Below are 17,992 nucleotides of genomic sequence, written 5' to 3' on the forward strand. Positions count from 1 at the left end.
TACAATCGTTAATCAAAAATCAGCAATCATTTTATCTATTATTTTTAATTCCCGGTTCTGTTTTTCTCTTCCTGATTTCCGAAATTACGCTGTTTTACGTTTATCTTTTTATTCCCGAAATTATAAATAACAGACAAACGCAAAAATCGGTTGGAGAAATTTTGACTGTATACCTGCTTTACACCATTTACAACCGAAACCAGATCTTTTAAATAAGAGGTATTAAAAATATCATTGGCCAAAAAGGCAATTTGCATTGATTTACCCAACAGTTCCTGCTTGAAACCAATATCAAGACTCGACATATAGCCTGTTTTGTACAAACCGCTTTTAGAAGGTGTATTGTAATTAAAATCAATCTGCAGCTTGGAGGTTTTCCCTAATGAGAACGTATTATTGGTTGAAAAATTAACTTCTAAACTGTTCGATGGCGTGGCATGAATATCTTTTATAAACTTTGTCTTTGACCCTAAGAAATACAGCGTATTTTCACTTTGCCACCACGCTGCAAAACTGGCCGAATAGCTCTCTCCTACTCCATATTTAAGATCTCTGAAATAATTTTCTCTCGTTACAATCTGTGTACTGGTTTCCGGAATTGAAGTAAAAATCACCCCGTAACCATCATTGATAACGTTTAAGAATACACTGGTTCTCAGGACTCCTTTGTACGAATGGGTAAATTCGAAATTATCACTGAAAGAAGGTCTTAAAAACGGATTCCCCTCTGAATAACTGTTACTGTTAATGTAGTTGCGAAACGGATTCATCAGATCAAACTGAGGTCTGCTGATTCGTTTTCCATAATTCAAACTGAAATTATTGTTTTCATTTTTCTTGTACGAAACATAGACCGTTGGAAACAATCTCAGATAATTATTCTTGGTCTCCTCATTTAAAGTCTCCGAAAAACCATTTGTTTTGGTATTTTCAAGACGCAATCCCAATTGAAAATTCCAATGTTCGTTGATTTTTTTATCTCCGTTAATGTAAACCGCCTGATTGTTCTCGGTATATCTAAATCGATTGGACTGGTTGGAATCCAGCACCGGTACTCCCGTAATTGTATCGTAATAAAGGATATAACTTTTGCTGTTTGTAAAACTCATTTTTGCACCATACGACAAGTTAAACGCTTCAAGCGGATGCTCCATATCTGCCTTAAAACTCCAGTTATCAATATCCTGCTTCGAAATATTTCTGGCAGACTGGTTGATCCCCACAAAGGTGTTGTCTGGTCTGTAATTATTGGCAATAGAACTTCTGTCAAATTTCGAATCGTAATTAAAGTAATCCACATCAAAAGACAGCTTTCTGTTCAAAGAATCCAGTTTTGCAATCACATGCCCGTGATACGTCTGATTACCGGACTGCTTATCCACAAAACTATTGTTCAAAATGAAATTATCCAGTTCATTTTTAGTATTGTAATTATTGATTCTGATATCCGAATTAAAATCGGGGTTACTTCTATCGCTTAATAACTGAAAACCAACTGTAATACGATCTGAAAAATCATAATCCAGGGCTAGTTTTCCGGATAAGTTCTGATCCTTAAATTTTGTGTTAATAATCATTTCAGAAAGTCCGTCAGGAAAATACATGTCCAGAAATTCATCGGCATATTTATGTCCTGTTTTTCCATTAATGCTGGCCGAGAATCGGAACTTGTTTTTGTTGTAAAAGAAATTGTCTCTCAAGGTCAGAGCCCCGTACTTATTTTGATCGTAAGAAGTAGTGGTCGTATTTTTCCAGGAGTTTCGGGCACCTTTTTTCAGTATAATATTAATGAGTCCACCTGTTCCCTCGGCTTCGTATTTTGCCGGAGGATTACTGATAATCTCTATATTTTTGATATCCGCTGCCGAGATCGATTTTAAGTAATTGTTTAGTTCCTCACCGGTTAATTCAACGATACGTCCATCGATCATCACGCGGGAAACGCCTTTTCCTAAAATATTAATCACGTCTTTTTGCACCACAACACCCGGCGCTGTATTGATGGCGCTCAAAGCATCACCGCCAACCGTTGTTACATTGTTTTCAAGATTATAAACCAGACGGTCCGTTTTTTGCTCGATCGTACTTTTTTGAGCTTTGATTACAACTTCGCCTAATTGGGTGGTGTTCTCTTTCAAAACTATGGTCTTTAAATCGATATCTTTTTCAATCGTAATCTGTTTTTCGTAATCAACAAATCCCAACAGACTTATTCCTATTTTATAAGAACCCTCTTTTAGACTCATCTCAAAAGATCCGTCCTGTTTACTTGTCGTTCCTTCTATAATTTTTCCTTCTGAATTGAATACCGAAACATCTGCCCATTCTAATGCAGTTGTTTCGCTGGCTATTTTTCCTTTTAATTTTGCAGTTGTTTGTGCTAAACCAAACATTGGCAATGCTAAAATAATAAGGAGGCAAACTTTTTTCATAATTTCTGGTTTTAAACTTGTTCGATTAATTTGAAGCAAAGTTGCCCTGGAAATTTTGAGAATTCGACCGACAAAAAAAAGTCGAACTCATTTCTTCTGAGAAAATGAGTTCGACTTTTTACAGCACAAAGTAGTACTTTATGCAAAGCCTTTATTATGAGGCGTTCCGAAAAGCTGTAGGTGTTAAATTAGTATATTTTTTGAAAGAGGTATTAAACGAAGATTTCGAATTAAAACCTACTTCATACAAAATTTCCAGTACCGTAAGCTCGCTCTTGGACTGATCTTTCAAGATATTCATTGCTTTCTGAATGCGATATTCATTCACAAAATCAAAAAAATGCTGGTCGATATAATGGTTAATCAAAACTGATAAATCGCGCACCGGAATATTAATTTGGTTGGAAAGCTCCTGAATGGTAAGCGACGGATCAAGGAAAGGTTCTTTTTCGGTCATATAAAGCTTCAAGGTCGAAATTTGATCTGCAATTGCCTCGTTTTGATGTTCTTTTACCCCGGTAGTACTTTCATTTTCTTTTGGACGAATATCTTTGGCCAATTGCAGTTTGGAATCTATCCCACGGAAAAGTTCGGGATGATTCAGGGCTTTTAATACAAACCAACAGGTTATTACTAAAACCATACCCTGTAACATCACGTTGGTCCAAATCCATAACGAATCAAAGTCAACGTATCTTAAAAAATTCTTGGCGATACATAAGTAGTACAAAACAAAGAATATAATCGCTATTTGAAGCAGCCATTTAAAAACAGAACTTCTGGGATTCGTATAATTTTCCTGATATATCGCTTTGTATTTTTTTAAAACCAAAAACACTCCTATACTGTAAAATACAATTTGCAGCGCCAGAACCAAAAACAAAGAAGACATTTCAGGCGACTGATCACGATGGTTGTAAAACGCTATTTTAGCCTCATCTGTTAAAAAGTAAAGTCTTGACAGGTAAAAAATATTGATGAGTACAAATGGAATTGCATGCAACAAATGCTTTGCTTTTAATCGAAAATCTGCAAAACAAACCGATAACACATACAGATAGAACGGTGGCAATACTAAAGAACAAACCGACCATCTGAAAAATTCTAAATTAAAATGAGCTTTAATAAACTCATCATCGATAAAAATCCCGCTATTGTCTATGGCAAAAAAGATTAAATAGAACGCAAATAACCGGTTTGCCAGTTTATTTTTCGTTTTTACATTGAGTAAAAAGAAGGCGAGTAATAATGAAACAAAAACTGATATTTTTGCGATACTCGTTAAAAAGCTAATTATATCCATTCCGATTTTTTAATTATTTAACAAATATAATATTTTAGTTGTTGCAACAGAAGTCCAATAAAGCAATCCTTTTATCAAAAATTACAGCCAATACGATTCTAAATCTTTGTGAGTTTACGTTCTAAATTTCGGGATTGCAATAAAAAAGATTAATTTTGACCCAGTTCAATTAACATGAAAAAATGACCTTTACAAAAACCACAGAACAGGCCTCAAAATACGAACATTTAGAAGAAATGTCAGTTCATGAACTTTTGGTTAACATCAATCAGGAAGACAAAACTGTTCCGGATGCAGTCGAAAAAGCGATTCCGCAAATTGAAACTTTAATAACGCAGGTGGTTTCCAAATTAAAATTGGGCGGCCGCTTATTTTATATCGGAGCCGGAACATCAGGGCGTTTAGGCGTAGTGGATGCTTCAGAATGTCCCCCAACCTTTGGCGTTCCTTTTGATTTAGTAAACGGAATTATTGCCGGTGGTGACACTGCCATTCGTCGTGCTGTTGAAAATGCCGAAGATAACGCCACACAAGCCTGGATTGACTTGCAGGCCCATAATATTGGTAAAAACGATGTTGTGATTGGTATTGCTGCTTCAGGAACCACACCTTATGTTATAGGTGGTTTAGAAAGCTGTAATCAAAACAATATCCTTACAGGCTGTATCACCAACAATGCGGGAAGTCCTTTGGCGCTTACGGCTCAATTTCCAATTGAAGTGGTTGTAGGCCCGGAATTTATCACAGGTAGTTCCCGTATGAAAGCCGGAACAGCTCAAAAATTAGTACTCAACATGATTTCGACTGCCGCAATGATTCAGCTTGGAAAAGTAAAAGGCAACAAAATGGTTGATATGCAATTGAGCAATGTAAAACTGGTAGATCGTGGTGTAAAAATGATTATGGGGGAAATCCCTGTATCCTACGAAGAAGCCAGTGAATTATTAAAAAAATACGGCAGTGTTAGAAACGCTGTTGACAATTATAATCTTTAAAGTGAGAGGTTTTTGGTGAAATGTTTTTTTTGTGAGATGTCAAATGTGAGATGTGAAATGATTATCTGACTGCAAATTTCGCAAGGTTTCGAACCTGAAACTTCAAACTTCAAACCTGAAACTTCAAACCTGAAACTTCAAACCTGAAACTTCAAACCTGAAACTTCAAACCTGAAACTTCAAACCTGAAACTTCAAACCTGAAACCTGAAACTTTCAAAAACCTGAAACAAAAAAATGGCAACAAATAAAGAACTACTGGGAAAAGGAATTAAATATTTATCGGGTTCATTGCCTTTATTGTTTATTGGGCCATCGTTAATTTACAATGCTTTTATGAATCAGCATACCAACTGGCACTATCTGGTTCTGGGGATTGGGATTGTAGCTTGTTTAAGCGCTATGTTTTTGATCTTTTACGGATTGAAAATCATTATGAAAGGTTTGTTTAATGACTAAAGCACTATTGCTTATCATTAAACCCAAATAGTTGTAACCGAAATTCAACTACTAATCTGCAAAAAAATATTCAATATAATTGTATGGAAAGTCTAATTCACATTCAGAAAACCTTCGAAAAAGTCGCTTATATTGATAAGAAAATAAACAATCGGGAGTTTGAAGATTGTGTTTTTAAGAATTGTGATTTCTCGAACAGCAATTTTGCTTACAATACCTTTTTAGACTGTGAGTTTATTGATTGCAATTTATCAATGACAAGCCTGTTTAGTACCAGTCTGAAAAATGTTACTTTCAAAAATTGCAAACTTCTGGGAATCGCTTTTAACGAATGTGATGATTTCTTATTTCAGGTTTATTTTGAAGACAGCACTTTAGATTATGCTGCTTTTTCGAACAAAAAGATGCCTAAAACTAAATTCATCAACTCCTCTTTGCGGGAAGTGACTTTTATCGGATGCAATCTGACCAGTTCTTTATTTGACAATTGTAATCTCGAAGGGGCTATTTTTAACGATACGCAACTGGCAAGTACCGATTTCAGAACCGCCTACAATTATAAAATTGATCCTGAGTTTAATCCAATGCGAAAAGCTCAATTTTCAACTCAGGGAATTACCGGGTTATTAGACAAATATGATATTAAAATTGTATAGTTTTCTGTCGCGAATTCCCGAATAATTTTTACGATAAAGAAGTAATGTCATTCGGAAATTTGTGCCAAAGAATAAAATTCTATTTCTGCTAAACCAAATGTATCATTATGAAAGCAACTGATTCCTATTTAGAAAGCGTTAAAAAACAGTTTTTGTACTATAAAATGCTGGGTGAAAAAGCGATCGCACAATTAGAGCCTGAGCAGCTTTTTGTTACCCTAAATGAAGATACCAACAGCATTGCCACCATTGTCAAACATGTCTCGGGCAATATGCTTTCGCGCTGGACAGATTTTCTGACTTCTGACGGCGAAAAAGAATGGCGCAATCGTGATTCGGAGTTTGAAAATGACCTGCAATCCAAAGAAGAAGTTATGATGAGCTGGAACAAAGGCTGGGATTGCTTTTTTAATGCCTTAAACAGTTTAGAACCGGAACAGCTTTCCGACATCATCTACATCCGCAACGAAGGTCATACCGTAATTGAAGCCATCAATCGACAACTAGCGCATTATCCTTATCATATCGGACAAATTGTTTTTTATGCCAAACAGCTAAAAAAAGGTGACTGGGACAGTTTATCCATTCCGAAAAATAAATCCGGAAATTACAATGCCGAAAAGTTTGCCAAAGAAAAAGAAATCAAGAACTTTACAGATGATGAACTGAAGAGGTCTTAGAATTTTGATTAACAATCCCAATGTCCGGCTGAACGAAGTCAAAGCCAAGCTGAGCGAAGTCGATGTCAGGCTAAGTGAAGTCAAAGACAAGCTGAGCGAAGCCGGTGTCAGGCTGAGCGAAGTCGAAGCCCCCCTCTCTACTATTACCCATAAAATAATTAAACCTTAAAATGAAAAAAATTATATTCCTATTACCCTTAATCACTTTATTCTCCTGTTATAATGCAGAACACAACTGCAAAGATTTTAAAAACGGAAAATTCAAATTTGAGTTTGAAGTAAATGGTGTTAAAAAAACAACGCTTTTTGAGCGTAAAGACAATATCGAAATCGAAACTTTTGAAGGCAAAACAGATACTTCAACCGTACGTTGGGTAAGTGATTGCGAATACATTTTGCAGAAAAAACATCCCAAAAACATGGCCGAAGAAAAAGCCATCAGCATGAAAATCCTAACCACTTCTAAAGATTCTTATACTTTTGAATTTGGAATGGTGGGTTCTGATCAAAAGCAACGCGGAACGGTGGTAAGAGTGGAGTAAATAATCTATTAAATGTTCTAAAACACTTTTAACATGGAAGTATTTTTAAATCCTGATGCATGGATCGCCTTACTGACACTGACTTTTCTGGAAATTGTACTAGGAATCGATAATATTATTTTTATATCGATTGTTACCGGAAAGTTGCCGGAGGAAGACCGAAAGCGAGCTACCAGAATTGGTCTGTTTTTAGCAATGTTTATGCGTATCGCCCTGCTGATGGGAATTTCGTACCTCATTGCCATGAAAGCGACCCTTTTTAGCATTCATTGGGGCTGGTTTGAAGGAGATTTTACCGGGCAGGCTGTCATTTTATTCCTGGGTGGTTTGTTTCTGATTTATAAGAGTACTAAAGAAATCAGCGAAAAGGTGGATCATCAGGCCGAAGAAGAAAAAACACTTAAAGCTGTCGCTAAAAAATCATTCTCAAACGTTATTCTACAGATTTTATTGATCGACCTGATCTTTTCGGTCGACTCGATTTTAACGGCTGTTGGTATGACAAATGGTGTTCATGGCGCTTTAACGATCATGATTACCGCTGTGATTATTTCAGTTCTGGTCATGATGCTGTTTGCGGTTCCGGTTGGTAATTTTGTCAACAAAAACCCGTCCATACAAATACTAGGTCTTTCGTTTTTGATTCTGATTGGTTTTATGCTAATTACAGAAAGCATGCATTTATCGAATGCAGCACTTGCCGGCGAGCATATTGGGGCTGTCCCTAAAGGATATTTGTACTTTGCCATTTCGTTTTCACTAGCGGTTGAATTTATCAATATGCGAATCCGAAAGAAACATTCATAAAACTAGTAAAAGTTTCCATTTGGGAGCTTTTCATCAACAAATCCAGTACGAACCTGGAGCTATAAAAAAAAACGCTAAGACATTCTTAGCGTTTTTTTTATTATTCTAAGACCAGACCGATCTGGCCATCATCGTCTAATTCAGTTTCGACAGATTCATCTTCAGAATCTACTGGTTTCCTTTCGGGAACTTCTTCAACCGGTTCTTCATAAGGCAGTGGATCTAGCAAATTAACCTGTTTCAGCTTATCAGCCGTCAGTTGATTCCCTAGAGCTTTAAAACCTTTTACCGCAATAAAATCCTCAACATCAATATGCAAATCTTCTTTCTGAACTCCTTTTACCTTGGTAAATACCAACTGGGCTAACGGACGGTAATCTGTAGATACAATTTCTAATTGCGAATTTGGATGGTCTGTAATAAAACTTTCTTCTTTTCCTTCATTTTCAACAAGGAAACGTTTCAGGAAATAACGTTCTTTTTCTCCATCATAATAAATGGCTGAAATAGGCTTTTTAGGTTTCCATTTTTCCAGAACAATCATATCTTCATCAAAATGAGTCGATAATTCAGGTATAATAACCTTTAGTTTACCGCTCTGGCTGATAATTAAGATTTTATCGCTTGGTTTAAATTCACCCAGCAACTCTCCTCTGGCATCAACATTCAAACGTTTCACAGTATCATCAAACCAGACTTTTCTTGGCAATAAAGTCGAAATCCCTTTCTCTTTTAATTCAATTTTCTTAATTGGGTATTTCGTCACCAGATTTCCTTTTGAAGCACGTCCTTTGATCGCTAATTTAGCAAAATCAATATCAAATTTCAATTTCTTGATCGTTCCAATCTGACGCAATAAGATGGTAACAACCTCAGCCTCTCCATTCGGATTATGCGAAAAATAAACCACTTGCGACCCATTGGTACCATTGGTCAAATCATACGGTTTGTCGCGCGTTACACCGGTAACATTAAAACGTTTGATATAAGAAGGACCTGATTTTCCATCGCGGTACATCATGTTGTAAATGGTACGTTTATCGTTTTTATCAAAAACAGCAGCATGTATAATGTCTTTTCCGATGAATGTTTTGCTGTCCACTTTCGTAATCATCATCTTACCATCACGCAAAAACACAATAACATCATCAATATCAGAACAATCTGCTACATATTCGTCTTTCTTTAAACTGGTTCCGACAAAACCTTCTTCGCGATTTACATACAATTTGGTGTTTCTTAAAACCACTTTTGTAGCTTCAACATTATCAAAAACACGAAGCTCTGTCTGACGTTCGCGGCCTTTTCCGTATTTCTCTTTTAGCTTAGTGAAATACGCAATCGCAAAATCAGTTAAGTTCTCGAGATTGTACTCTACCTCCTTCATTTCGTCTTCTAACTTCGCGATAAAATCATCGGCTTTATCAGAGTCAAAACGGGTAATACGAATCATCGGAATCTGAGTCAGTCGTTGTAAATCCTCATCATTGATTTCTCTGACGAATGATTTTTTGAACGGCTCAAAACGATCGTATAAATATTTGTAAAGTGATTCTCTGTCAGAATACAGTTTGAAATCAATATACATTTCTTCACGAATGAAGATTTTTTCTAAAGTAGAGAAATGCCATTTGTTTTTTAATTCTTCTAATTGAATTTCCAACTCCTGACGAAGCAAATCAACGGTTCTGTGCGTTGATATTTTCAACATTTCAGAAACCCCTATAAACAAGGGTTTATTGTCTTCAATCACACAGCCTAAAGGCGCTACCGAAGTCTCACAAGCCGTAAAAGCAAACAACGCATCGATGGTTTTATCCGGAGAAACACCCGGAAAAAGATGGATTAAAATCTCAACATCGGCCGCAGTATTGTCCTCAATTTTCTTGATTTTGATTTTACCTTTTTCATTGGCTTTCAAAATACTGTCAATTAAACTCGAAGTATTGGTCGAAAACGGAATTTGTGTGATCACCAGTGTATTTTTATCTAACTGAGCAATTTTAGCACGCACACGCACACGTCCGCCACGAAGTCCGTCATTGTAATTTGACACATCGGCAATACCTTGTGTCATGAAATCAGGATATAAGGTAAAAGATCTTCCTTTTAAGATTTTGATCGAAGCATCAATTAATTCATTGAAGTTGTGAGGTAAAACTTTAGTCGAAAGTCCAACCGCAATCCCCTCTGCTCCTTGTGCCAAAAGCAACGGAAACTTTACCGGAAGATTGTTCGGTTCTGCACGACGACCATCGTACGAAACACCCCAATCGGTAATTTTTGGTGAATACAAAACCTCCAAAGCAAATTTTGACAAACGTGCTTCGATGTAACGGGAAGCTGCTGCTCCGTCACCTGTTAAAATATTTCCCCAGTTTCCCTGGCAATCAATCAATAGATCTTTTTGTCCAATTTGTACCATAGCATCACCAATACTCGCATCTCCGTGAGGGTGATACTGCATGGTGTGACCAACAACATTGGCAACTTTATTATAACGACCGTCATCCAGCTCTTTTAAAGAGTGCATAATACGACGCTGAACCGGTTTAAAACCATCTTCAATCGCCGGAACGGCACGTTCTAAAATTACATACGAGGCATAATCCAGGAACCAGTCCTTGTACATTCCGGTTACTTTCGTAATCGTATCCTGGCCTTCCTCTTCCTGATTTTCGTAAAAATGCTGCCCTTCAAAATGTTTGGCATCTACGTCGATAATTTCATCGTCATCGCCCTCCTGAATGTTATCCAGGTTCTCTTCTGAATTATTCTCGTCGTTGTCCGGAATGATGTTATCGTCTTCTTCGTCTTTCATCTAATTATATCCTTATTATAATTCTATTTGTTTTCAAGAAGTTCCTTTAAAACCTCTATAATTGACAATACATTGCCCTCCTTGATTCCTTAAAAGCCTCCCTATTTTTCACCCTCAATTCGCGTTAAGAAAATATAATGAGTCCAAGTTAATTTGAAAATCGCAGACACTGACTGCGTTTTTTTTTAATTAAAAAATACTAGACAGCATCTAGTATTTTTTATTTAAATCTTAAACTTCCTCTTCAATCGCATCCAGCTCTACTTTAAGGTTCTTGATAATAAACTCTTGTCTGTCCGGCGTATTTTTACCCATGTAGAAAGACAATAATTGCTCGATCGAAGTATGTTTGTCCATCATAATTGGGTCAAGACGAATGGTTTCTCCAATAAAATTCTTAAACTCATCCGGTGAAATCTCTCCCAAACCTTTAAATCGGGTGATTTCAGGTTTTGGTTTTAACTTTTCAATCGCATCTCTTCGCTCTTCTTCAGAATAACAATAGATGGTTTCTTTTTTATTACGAACCCTGAAAAGTGGCGTTTGCAAAATGTATAAATGTCCTTCTTTGATTAATTCCGGGAAAAACTGCAGGAAAAAAGTAATCAGCAGTAATCGAATGTGCATACCGTCGACATCGGCATCGGTAGCAATTACGATGTTATTGTAACGCAATTTCTCCAATCCGTCTTCGATATCCAGGGCTGCCTGCAATAAATTGAATTCTTCATTTTCATACACAATTTTCTTGCTCATTCCGTAAGAGTTCAAAGGCTTACCACGCAAACTGAAAACGGCCTGTGTATTTACATCACGCGATTTGGTAATCGATCCGGAAGCCGAATCTCCCTCGGTAATAAAAAGGGTACTTTCTAAGTTTCTTGGATTCTTTGTATCCGGAAGATGCGCACGACAATCTCTTAATTTTTTATTGTGAAGATTTGCCTTTTTAGCACGATCTGTTGCCAGTTTACGAATTCCTGATAATTCTTTACGCTCTCTTTCTGCCTGTAGAATTTTACGCAATAAAGCTTCGGCAGTTGGTGGATTTTTATGTAAATAGTTATCTAATTTATTTTTGATAAAATCGTTTACAAAAGTACGAACTGATACCGGTGGTGTTCCGTCATCAGAACCCATATCAGTAGAACCTAATTTTGTTTTAGTCTGAGACTCAAAAACCGGCTCCATTACTTTAATACTAATCGCACTCACAATCGATTTACGAACATCAGAAGCTTCAAAGTTTTTATTGTAAAACTCACGAATGGTTTTTACAATGGCTTCTCTGTAAGCGGCTAAGTGTGTTCCTCCCTGCGTGGTGTTCTGACCGTTAACAAAAGAGTGATACTCTTCGCTGTATTGTGTTTTACTGTGTGTCAAAGCAATTTCAATATCGTGATCTTTCAGGTGAATGATCGGATATTCTAAATCATCTTCATTAATCGTTTCTTCCAATAAGTCTCTAAGACCATTTTCGGAATAATATTTTTCTCCGTTGAAAATAATCGTCAAACCATTGTTTAGATAACAATAATTTTTGACCATTTTAATTACATATTCTAAACGGAATTTATAGTTTTTAAAGATCGTTTCATCCGGCGTAAAGGTCACTTTTGTTCCTTTTCGCTTTGTTGTCTCGATTATATCTTCTTCCAGAACCAAATTTCCCGCAGAAAATTCCGCTCCTTTTTGTTTATCATCACGAACTGATTCTACACGAAAAAAATTGGATAATGCATTTACCGCTTTTGTTCCGACACCGTTCAGACCAACCGATTTCTGGAAAGCTTTGGAATCGTACTTTCCTCCTGTGTTCATTTTCGAAACTACATCAACAACTTTTCCTAACGGAATTCCACGCCCGTAATCACGAACCGAAACCGTTTTATCTCTGATAGTCACTTCGATAGTTTTTCCTGAGCCCATTACGAACTCATCAATACAGTTGTCTAAAACCTCTTTTAAAAGAATATAAATACCATCATCCGGCGAAGATCCGTCTCCCAATTTCCCGATATACATTCCGGGACGCATACGGATATGTTCTTTCCAATCGAGTGATCGGATGTTATCTTCGGTATATTGATTTTGCTCTAGCATAAAGTGAATTGGATTTTTGGCTAATGTACCATTTATAGTCAAAAAATGAAAGCGTATTTTTCTTTTTGTTACGAATCATAACAGCTTTAAATCCTATTTACATTGATTTTAAAATAATAACGTTCCTAAAAATATAAAAAAACAGAATTTGAACAAAAAAATACTATTTGATTCCCAGTACCTCTTTCGCCAAAGCAATCATTTCGGGCGTTCCCGTATTTTTGTTTTTTTCATCAGAAAGTTTTACAACGCCTTGCCAATGGGTATCGTTCAGCTTAACTTCTGTTAATTTTATAACCATATTCATCGACCGTAAACCAACATCATTGGTAAAATTAGTTCCGATACCAAATGACATTTTGATTTTGTCTTTACAAAAATCGGTGATGTTTTTTACCTTCTCGTAATTCAGCGAATCGGAGAACACAATGACTTTCGATTTCGGATCAATTCCCATTTTGACATAGTGCGAAATTACTGTTTCTGCAAACTCAATCGGGTCTCCACTATCGTGACGTACTCCGTCAAAAAGCTTGGAATACTTTTTATCAAACTGTTCAAAAAACACCGCTGTGGTATAAGTATCTGTCAGGGCAATTCCAAGATCACCGCCATACACCTGTGTCCAGTGTTCCAGCCCCATTGAATTGGCCATTTTAAAGCCATATTGTGCAGCATGAAACATAAACCACTCATGAGCGTGCGTACCCAAAGGCCGTATGTTGTTTGTCATTGCAAAATGAACATTGCTTGTACCTATAAAACTCTCCGCGCCAAATTCCCTCAATGTTTCATTTACCACAGCCTGTACATCATACGAGTGACGGCGGCGCGTTCCGAACTCCAGAATCGACACTCCGATTTTATTGTAATTGTCTATTTTGCTTTTGGTCAGACTTCTTAAAGTTGCATCGTCTGCTCGAAGTAAATTACCGGTTTTATAATACAATTCCGAAATTAGAGCCATCAAGGGCACTTCCCACAAAATAGTCCGGTACCAGTATCCTTCAACTGTAACTTTTAACTCAGAACCTGTTTGAGTAATTTGAACTTCAGACGGGTCAAAAATATAGCCCTGCAAAAAATCAAAATAAGTGGGATCTAAGTAAGAACAATGACTGGATAAGTATTGCTTTTCTTCTTTTGTCAACCGCAAATCTGCCATTGCATCTACCGATTTTCGGAGTAAATCTCCAAAACCAGGTGGAAAATCATGTTTTCCCCTGTTTATAAAGCCATAACGGACCTGAGACTTCGGAAAAAGTTTGATTACAGCATGCTGCATTGTGAATTTATAGAAATCATTATCTAAAATTGATTTCGGAAAAGTTGTTTCCATGATCTGGCTGCTAAGTTAATTTCAAAAACCTTATACGCTAAGATACGGCAATTCGGTAAAAGAAGAAAGTACTTTGCACAAAGATCGCCCATTTGGCTTACTTCGGAAGGATTTTAAATGCCATTATACCGTTCCGATCGAGAAAAAAAGTAATAAATGAGCCTATTTTTTTATCATAGGTTACTTCAAATTCCAAAGCCCCTCTTATTTCTTTAGGAGCTTCAACTTTGACAGGTTTCCCATTTTTCAGATAATACAATGTATCTGACTTTGAGATGTTTTTTACTCTAAAAGTGATCTTGTCTCCATCGTTTGCACGAATAATTCCCGAATTGGGTTTCAAAATTTCATAATCCCCTTCAATTGTAGCATCAAAAATCAAAGGCCCGTTCAGGAAATCTTCTTTGTTTAATTTTGTATTGAGATAGGTACCAGAATCTGGAAAATGTTTCGCAAAAAAGTACTTCGGATCGGTATCAAAATAAGCGGATGTAAAATGACTTACCGCCACCTTCTTGTTACCGTCGTAATAGCCCTGTCCCCAGGTTACATCAACCAATATCCATTTCCCCTCTATCTGAACGATATTCCACGAATGATTCGACAATGAATTCTCACGTCCGATATCACTCAACAATCGCTTAGAATCTCCTCTGATCACTTCACATTTCAAACCAGTTAAGGTAGACAGCTGCTGATACAGCAATGTAAAACCCTCACAAACTGCTTTTTGAGAGGCAAAAGCTTTCTGCCATGTTTTATCTTTTATAAGTGTGATCTGCGCTTGTTTTTCAGCTTCATTTCTGTAACTAAACCGAACTGGTTTTGGCGGGTTCAGATAGGATTTGTAATCGTATTTTAAGTTTAAAGCAATCCAGCTGTAAATCGCTCTCGCTTTATCGCGATCTGAAGTAAAATCTTTTTGAATTCTGTCTGCCAGATTTTCTACAGAACTAAAATGTGCAGGATACCTGAGTACCATATTATCAATGGCATCATATTTTTGGGCGCGTACCGAATGCAGGAAGATAAAATTCAGAAGTAAAATGCTAAAGGCAATCTTTTTTAGGATCATAAATTAAAAACTAGACTTAATAATGTCTTTTAGTTCCTTATTTAACTCTGCATTCGAAATTTTATTTTCCTCCAAATCAAAATTTGCATTAAATGCAGGCAATGAGAAAGTAGCTTTAATTTGTGCACCAAATCTCGGCAAAGCATTATTGGCAATTTCCAAAACCGAAGCTCCTCCTCTTGGTCCAGGTGAAGTCGCCAATAACAACATTGGTTTCTGCTGAAAGATTTCTTTCATTATTCTGGAACTCCAATCAAATAAGTTTTTAAAAGCAGCAGAATAATTCCCGTTGTTTTCTGCCAAAGAAACCACTAAAAGATCTGCATTTTCAATCTTTTGCAAAAATGCTTTTGCCAGCTCATGCTGACCAATTTCTTTTTCTAAATCAACACTAAATAAAGGCATGGCAAAATCATTGAGATCCAAAACCTCAACTGTTGCATTGTCAAATAAACTGGCAGCATAAGTCGCCAGATGTTTGTTTATTGAATGCTGACTGTTACTTCCTCCAAAGGCTATAATTTTCATAGTGGTATTATTTTTTAATTTCAAAAATCTCTTTTTTTATTTCTACAGCGTATTCGTTCGGAGCAATTTGCCCTCCAAATGATTTGGCATACACTTTGGTAAACTCAGCTCCAAAATACAAAATGATGGCCGAATAATACACCCAGACCAAAATAATTATTACCGATCCGGCTGCACCATAAACACTTGCTATTGTTGAATTTCCTAAATAAAATCCAATCGCAAATTTGCCAATCAAAAAAAGAACCGCTGTACATCCGGCGCCAATAAAAGCATCTTTCCATTTTATGACACCGTCTGGTAAAGTTCGGAATATAATTGCAAAAAGCAATGTGATGCTTACCAAAACGATTATCAAATTTATGACATAAAACAAATACACCGTGTTATCTTCTAAATATATTTTAAGTCTGGAGTTTAAGAGATCTAAAACAGCATTTAACATTAAACTCACCAGCATCAGAAAACCAACAGAAACAATCATCGAGAAAGACATGATTCGGTTTTGAATGAACTTTTTAAGCCCTTTATTAGGTTTGGCACGCAGCCCCCAGATAAAATTAATAGAGCTCTGTATTTCAGCAAAAACACCCGAAGCCCCAATCAAAAGCATCACAACTCCAAAAATGGTTACAAAAACATTACTATCAGTCAATTGCACATTTTTGATGGCATCCTGAATCTGAATCGCAGCATCGTTGCCTACTAATCGATTTATTTGTCCGTACAACTCGCCTGTTACCGCCTCTTCTCCAAAAAAGAAACCACAAATCGTTATAATGATAATCAATAAGGGTGGCAATGCAAATATGGTGTAATACGATAACGCAGCACTTAACTTGATCGCATTGTCGTCATTGAACTCTAAAAATGTCGTCTTCAGTAAATACCAGGTTTTGGATAAAATATTTCGCTTTTCCACAGGATTCGTTTTTTGATATTCTTTCAAATTTAAAAAATAATTAAACGATTAAATTCCTGTATTACAGACAATTTTTACATTTTTACCATCTTCACATCTCCACCTGTCGAAATCAAATTCACATCTATAATTTATTACAAAAAAATACGTCTTGTCGCTACGGGCATTCATTTGATGGGGCGGCTATTTTTTTCTACCGAAATTTAACTCCTGGCGGAGTTTATTCTGTAGAGATTCAATACTGGTAACATCCATAATTATCCTAAACTTTTTGTCCCGTAGGGACTAAACAATCTTACCGCCGCTTTCTTTTTTTACTGATAATGGCAAAAAATCCCTTTATCATAAACCGTCCACAAGCTTGCTTTTTGATCGGCCGCTTTTAAAGCACAATTCGCCCAGGTGTTGCAGGTATAAAAAAGACTATAACTTCCTTTAGCCTCATAAAAAGCATCTTTGACTCCATAACTATACCCCTGAATCCACTCCGGGTTTGTGGGATTATTAAAGCTTTCTGAAATATAAGCGACCAACTTTTGGTAGTTTTCTTTTGAAACAAGTATGCGTTTGCAATTTTCTCCTTCTTTTAACGGTTTGAAAAATGTGGTATGCATCGCTGACGAACTTACTCCGAATACCGCTTTTAAAGCTGTACTCGCCTTTAAATCCGACCATTCCGGTGTGTGCAGATAAAAACCTTTATCGCCCCAACCAAAAGCCACAAAGGTTGCCAGTGTATCCTTAGCTTGGGTATGACTGAACTGAATTTCGTTTCGCCAGTCTTTGACTTCAGTAACAATTGGAACCACTATATCGGTATGTACTCCATTTGAAAGTATATAAATTGGAATCCCATCTTTTTCATTGACTTCCACAACATCAGAATTCACCGTGATTTTTGAAGCGATAAGTAGTAATGAGGTATACAAGAAAAGGAAAGTGAAAATTCCGAAAAGAGTCCAGCCCAAAAATTTGAAAGCTTTTTTTAGCATTTTGATTGGTTGTTTTTAGATTAGTAATTGGTTGTTTTTTCTGTAACCAATTTTTAAGCCAAAATTTTTGAATGTTCAATTTGTTTTAGACCGATTTTGCAGATTTATCAGAAAGAGCCCCGAGCTATAGTGGGCAAATGAAGTAAATCTGCCTTAAAAACGACACCAAAATTGACGATTTACCTCGTGGAGCTACTTCCAGAGATTTCTCCTTCGTCGAAATGACAAACTGTATGAAGCTTCGACTTCGCTCAACAAGACAATGGCTTTCTTCAACCTCAAAATACAGATAACAATAACTTTCGTGCATAAAAAAACTGCTGAATTTCTCCAGCAGTT

15 protein-coding genes are annotated in these 17,992 nt (G+C 36.5%); 6 read left to right on the plus strand and 9 right to left on the minus strand.

The window, feature by feature from the left end:
• Nucleotides 1-44: 44 nt before the first annotated feature.
• Together ACN1CN_RS03675 and ACN1CN_RS03680 are read right to left on the minus strand one after the other, a co-directional pair.
• Complete coding sequence (locus ACN1CN_RS03675) at nt 45-2,432, minus strand: TonB-dependent receptor domain-containing protein (protein ID WP_419134692.1); 2,388 nt, start codon at nt 2,430-2,432, stop codon at nt 45-47.
• Between the two features lie 154 nt (nt 2,433-2,586).
• Nucleotides 2,587-3,735 carry a helix-turn-helix domain-containing protein gene (locus tag ACN1CN_RS03680; protein WP_419134693.1) on the minus strand — a complete coding sequence of 383 codons (1,149 nt, stop codon included), beginning with the start codon at nt 3,733-3,735 and terminating at the stop codon, nt 2,587-2,589.
• A 182-nt stretch (nt 3,736-3,917) separates the two neighbouring features.
• Between ACN1CN_RS03680 and murQ the strand changes: the two genes are divergently transcribed.
• The 6 genes from murQ to ACN1CN_RS03710 all read left to right on the plus strand — a co-directional run bounded on the left by murQ (nt 3,918) and on the right by ACN1CN_RS03710 (nt 7,873).
• On the plus strand, nt 3,918-4,730 hold the full coding sequence (murQ, locus tag ACN1CN_RS03685; protein ID WP_419134694.1) for an N-acetylmuramic acid 6-phosphate etherase: 813 nt from the start codon (nt 3,918-3,920) through the stop codon (nt 4,728-4,730).
• A 236-nt stretch (nt 4,731-4,966) separates the two neighbouring features.
• Nucleotides 4,967-5,188 (plus strand): DUF6095 family protein, encoded by a 222-nt coding sequence (locus ACN1CN_RS03690; RefSeq protein ID WP_017498392.1) that lies wholly within the window; start codon nt 4,967-4,969, stop codon nt 5,186-5,188.
• 83 nt (nt 5,189-5,271) lie between these two features.
• Nucleotides 5,272-5,844: a pentapeptide repeat-containing protein gene (locus ACN1CN_RS03695; RefSeq protein ID WP_264523457.1), complete on the plus strand. Its 573-nt coding sequence runs from the start codon at nt 5,272-5,274 to the stop codon at nt 5,842-5,844.
• A gap of 107 nt (nt 5,845-5,951) precedes the next feature.
• Nucleotides 5,952-6,524, plus strand: a complete 573-nt coding sequence (locus ACN1CN_RS03700; protein ID WP_419134695.1) for a DUF1572 domain-containing protein — start codon at nt 5,952-5,954, stop codon at nt 6,522-6,524.
• Nucleotides 6,525-6,694: 170 nt separating this feature from the next.
• A complete protein-coding gene (locus ACN1CN_RS03705) occupies nt 6,695-7,066 on the plus strand; it encodes a DNA topoisomerase IV (protein WP_419134696.1) in 372 nt (123 codons plus the stop codon).
• A 33-nt stretch (nt 7,067-7,099) separates the two neighbouring features.
• On the plus strand, nt 7,100-7,873 hold the full coding sequence (locus ACN1CN_RS03710) for a TerC family protein (protein ID WP_419134697.1): 774 nt from the start codon (nt 7,100-7,102) through the stop codon (nt 7,871-7,873).
• Between the two features lie 100 nt (nt 7,874-7,973).
• On the opposite strand, the gene ACN1CN_RS03715 is transcribed toward ACN1CN_RS03710, so the two are convergent.
• The 7 genes from ACN1CN_RS03715 to ACN1CN_RS03745 form a co-directional block, all read right to left on the minus strand.
• Nucleotides 7,974-10,694 (minus strand): DNA gyrase/topoisomerase IV subunit A, encoded by a 2,721-nt coding sequence (locus tag ACN1CN_RS03715; RefSeq protein WP_419134698.1) that lies wholly within the window; start codon nt 10,692-10,694, stop codon nt 7,974-7,976.
• Nucleotides 10,695-10,925: 231 nt separating this feature from the next.
• Nucleotides 10,926-12,797: a DNA topoisomerase IV subunit B gene (locus ACN1CN_RS03720; protein WP_264523453.1), complete on the minus strand. Its 1,872-nt coding sequence runs from the start codon at nt 12,795-12,797 to the stop codon at nt 10,926-10,928.
• A gap of 163 nt (nt 12,798-12,960) precedes the next feature.
• A complete protein-coding gene (gene pncB / locus ACN1CN_RS03725) occupies nt 12,961-14,136 on the minus strand; it encodes a nicotinate phosphoribosyltransferase (protein WP_419134699.1) in 1,176 nt (391 codons plus the stop codon).
• A gap of 97 nt (nt 14,137-14,233) precedes the next feature.
• Nucleotides 14,234-15,211, minus strand: a complete 978-nt coding sequence (locus ACN1CN_RS03730) for a transglutaminase domain-containing protein (protein WP_419134700.1) — start codon at nt 15,209-15,211, stop codon at nt 14,234-14,236.
• A 3-nt stretch (nt 15,212-15,214) separates the two neighbouring features.
• Complete coding sequence (locus ACN1CN_RS03735; protein WP_291286206.1) at nt 15,215-15,739, minus strand: NADPH-dependent FMN reductase; 525 nt, start codon at nt 15,737-15,739, stop codon at nt 15,215-15,217.
• A gap of 7 nt (nt 15,740-15,746) precedes the next feature.
• A complete protein-coding gene (locus tag ACN1CN_RS03740) occupies nt 15,747-16,661 on the minus strand; it encodes a YihY/virulence factor BrkB family protein (protein ID WP_264523449.1) in 915 nt (304 codons plus the stop codon).
• Nucleotides 16,662-16,975: 314 nt separating this feature from the next.
• On the minus strand, nt 16,976-17,653 hold the full coding sequence (locus ACN1CN_RS03745; RefSeq protein WP_419134701.1) for a TIGR02117 family protein: 678 nt from the start codon (nt 17,651-17,653) through the stop codon (nt 16,976-16,978).
• Nucleotides 17,654-17,992 lie beyond the last annotated feature (339 nt).

Source organism: Flavobacterium sp. T12S277, from assembly GCF_048514875.1.
GTDB lineage: Bacteria > Bacteroidota > Bacteroidia > Flavobacteriales > Flavobacteriaceae > Flavobacterium.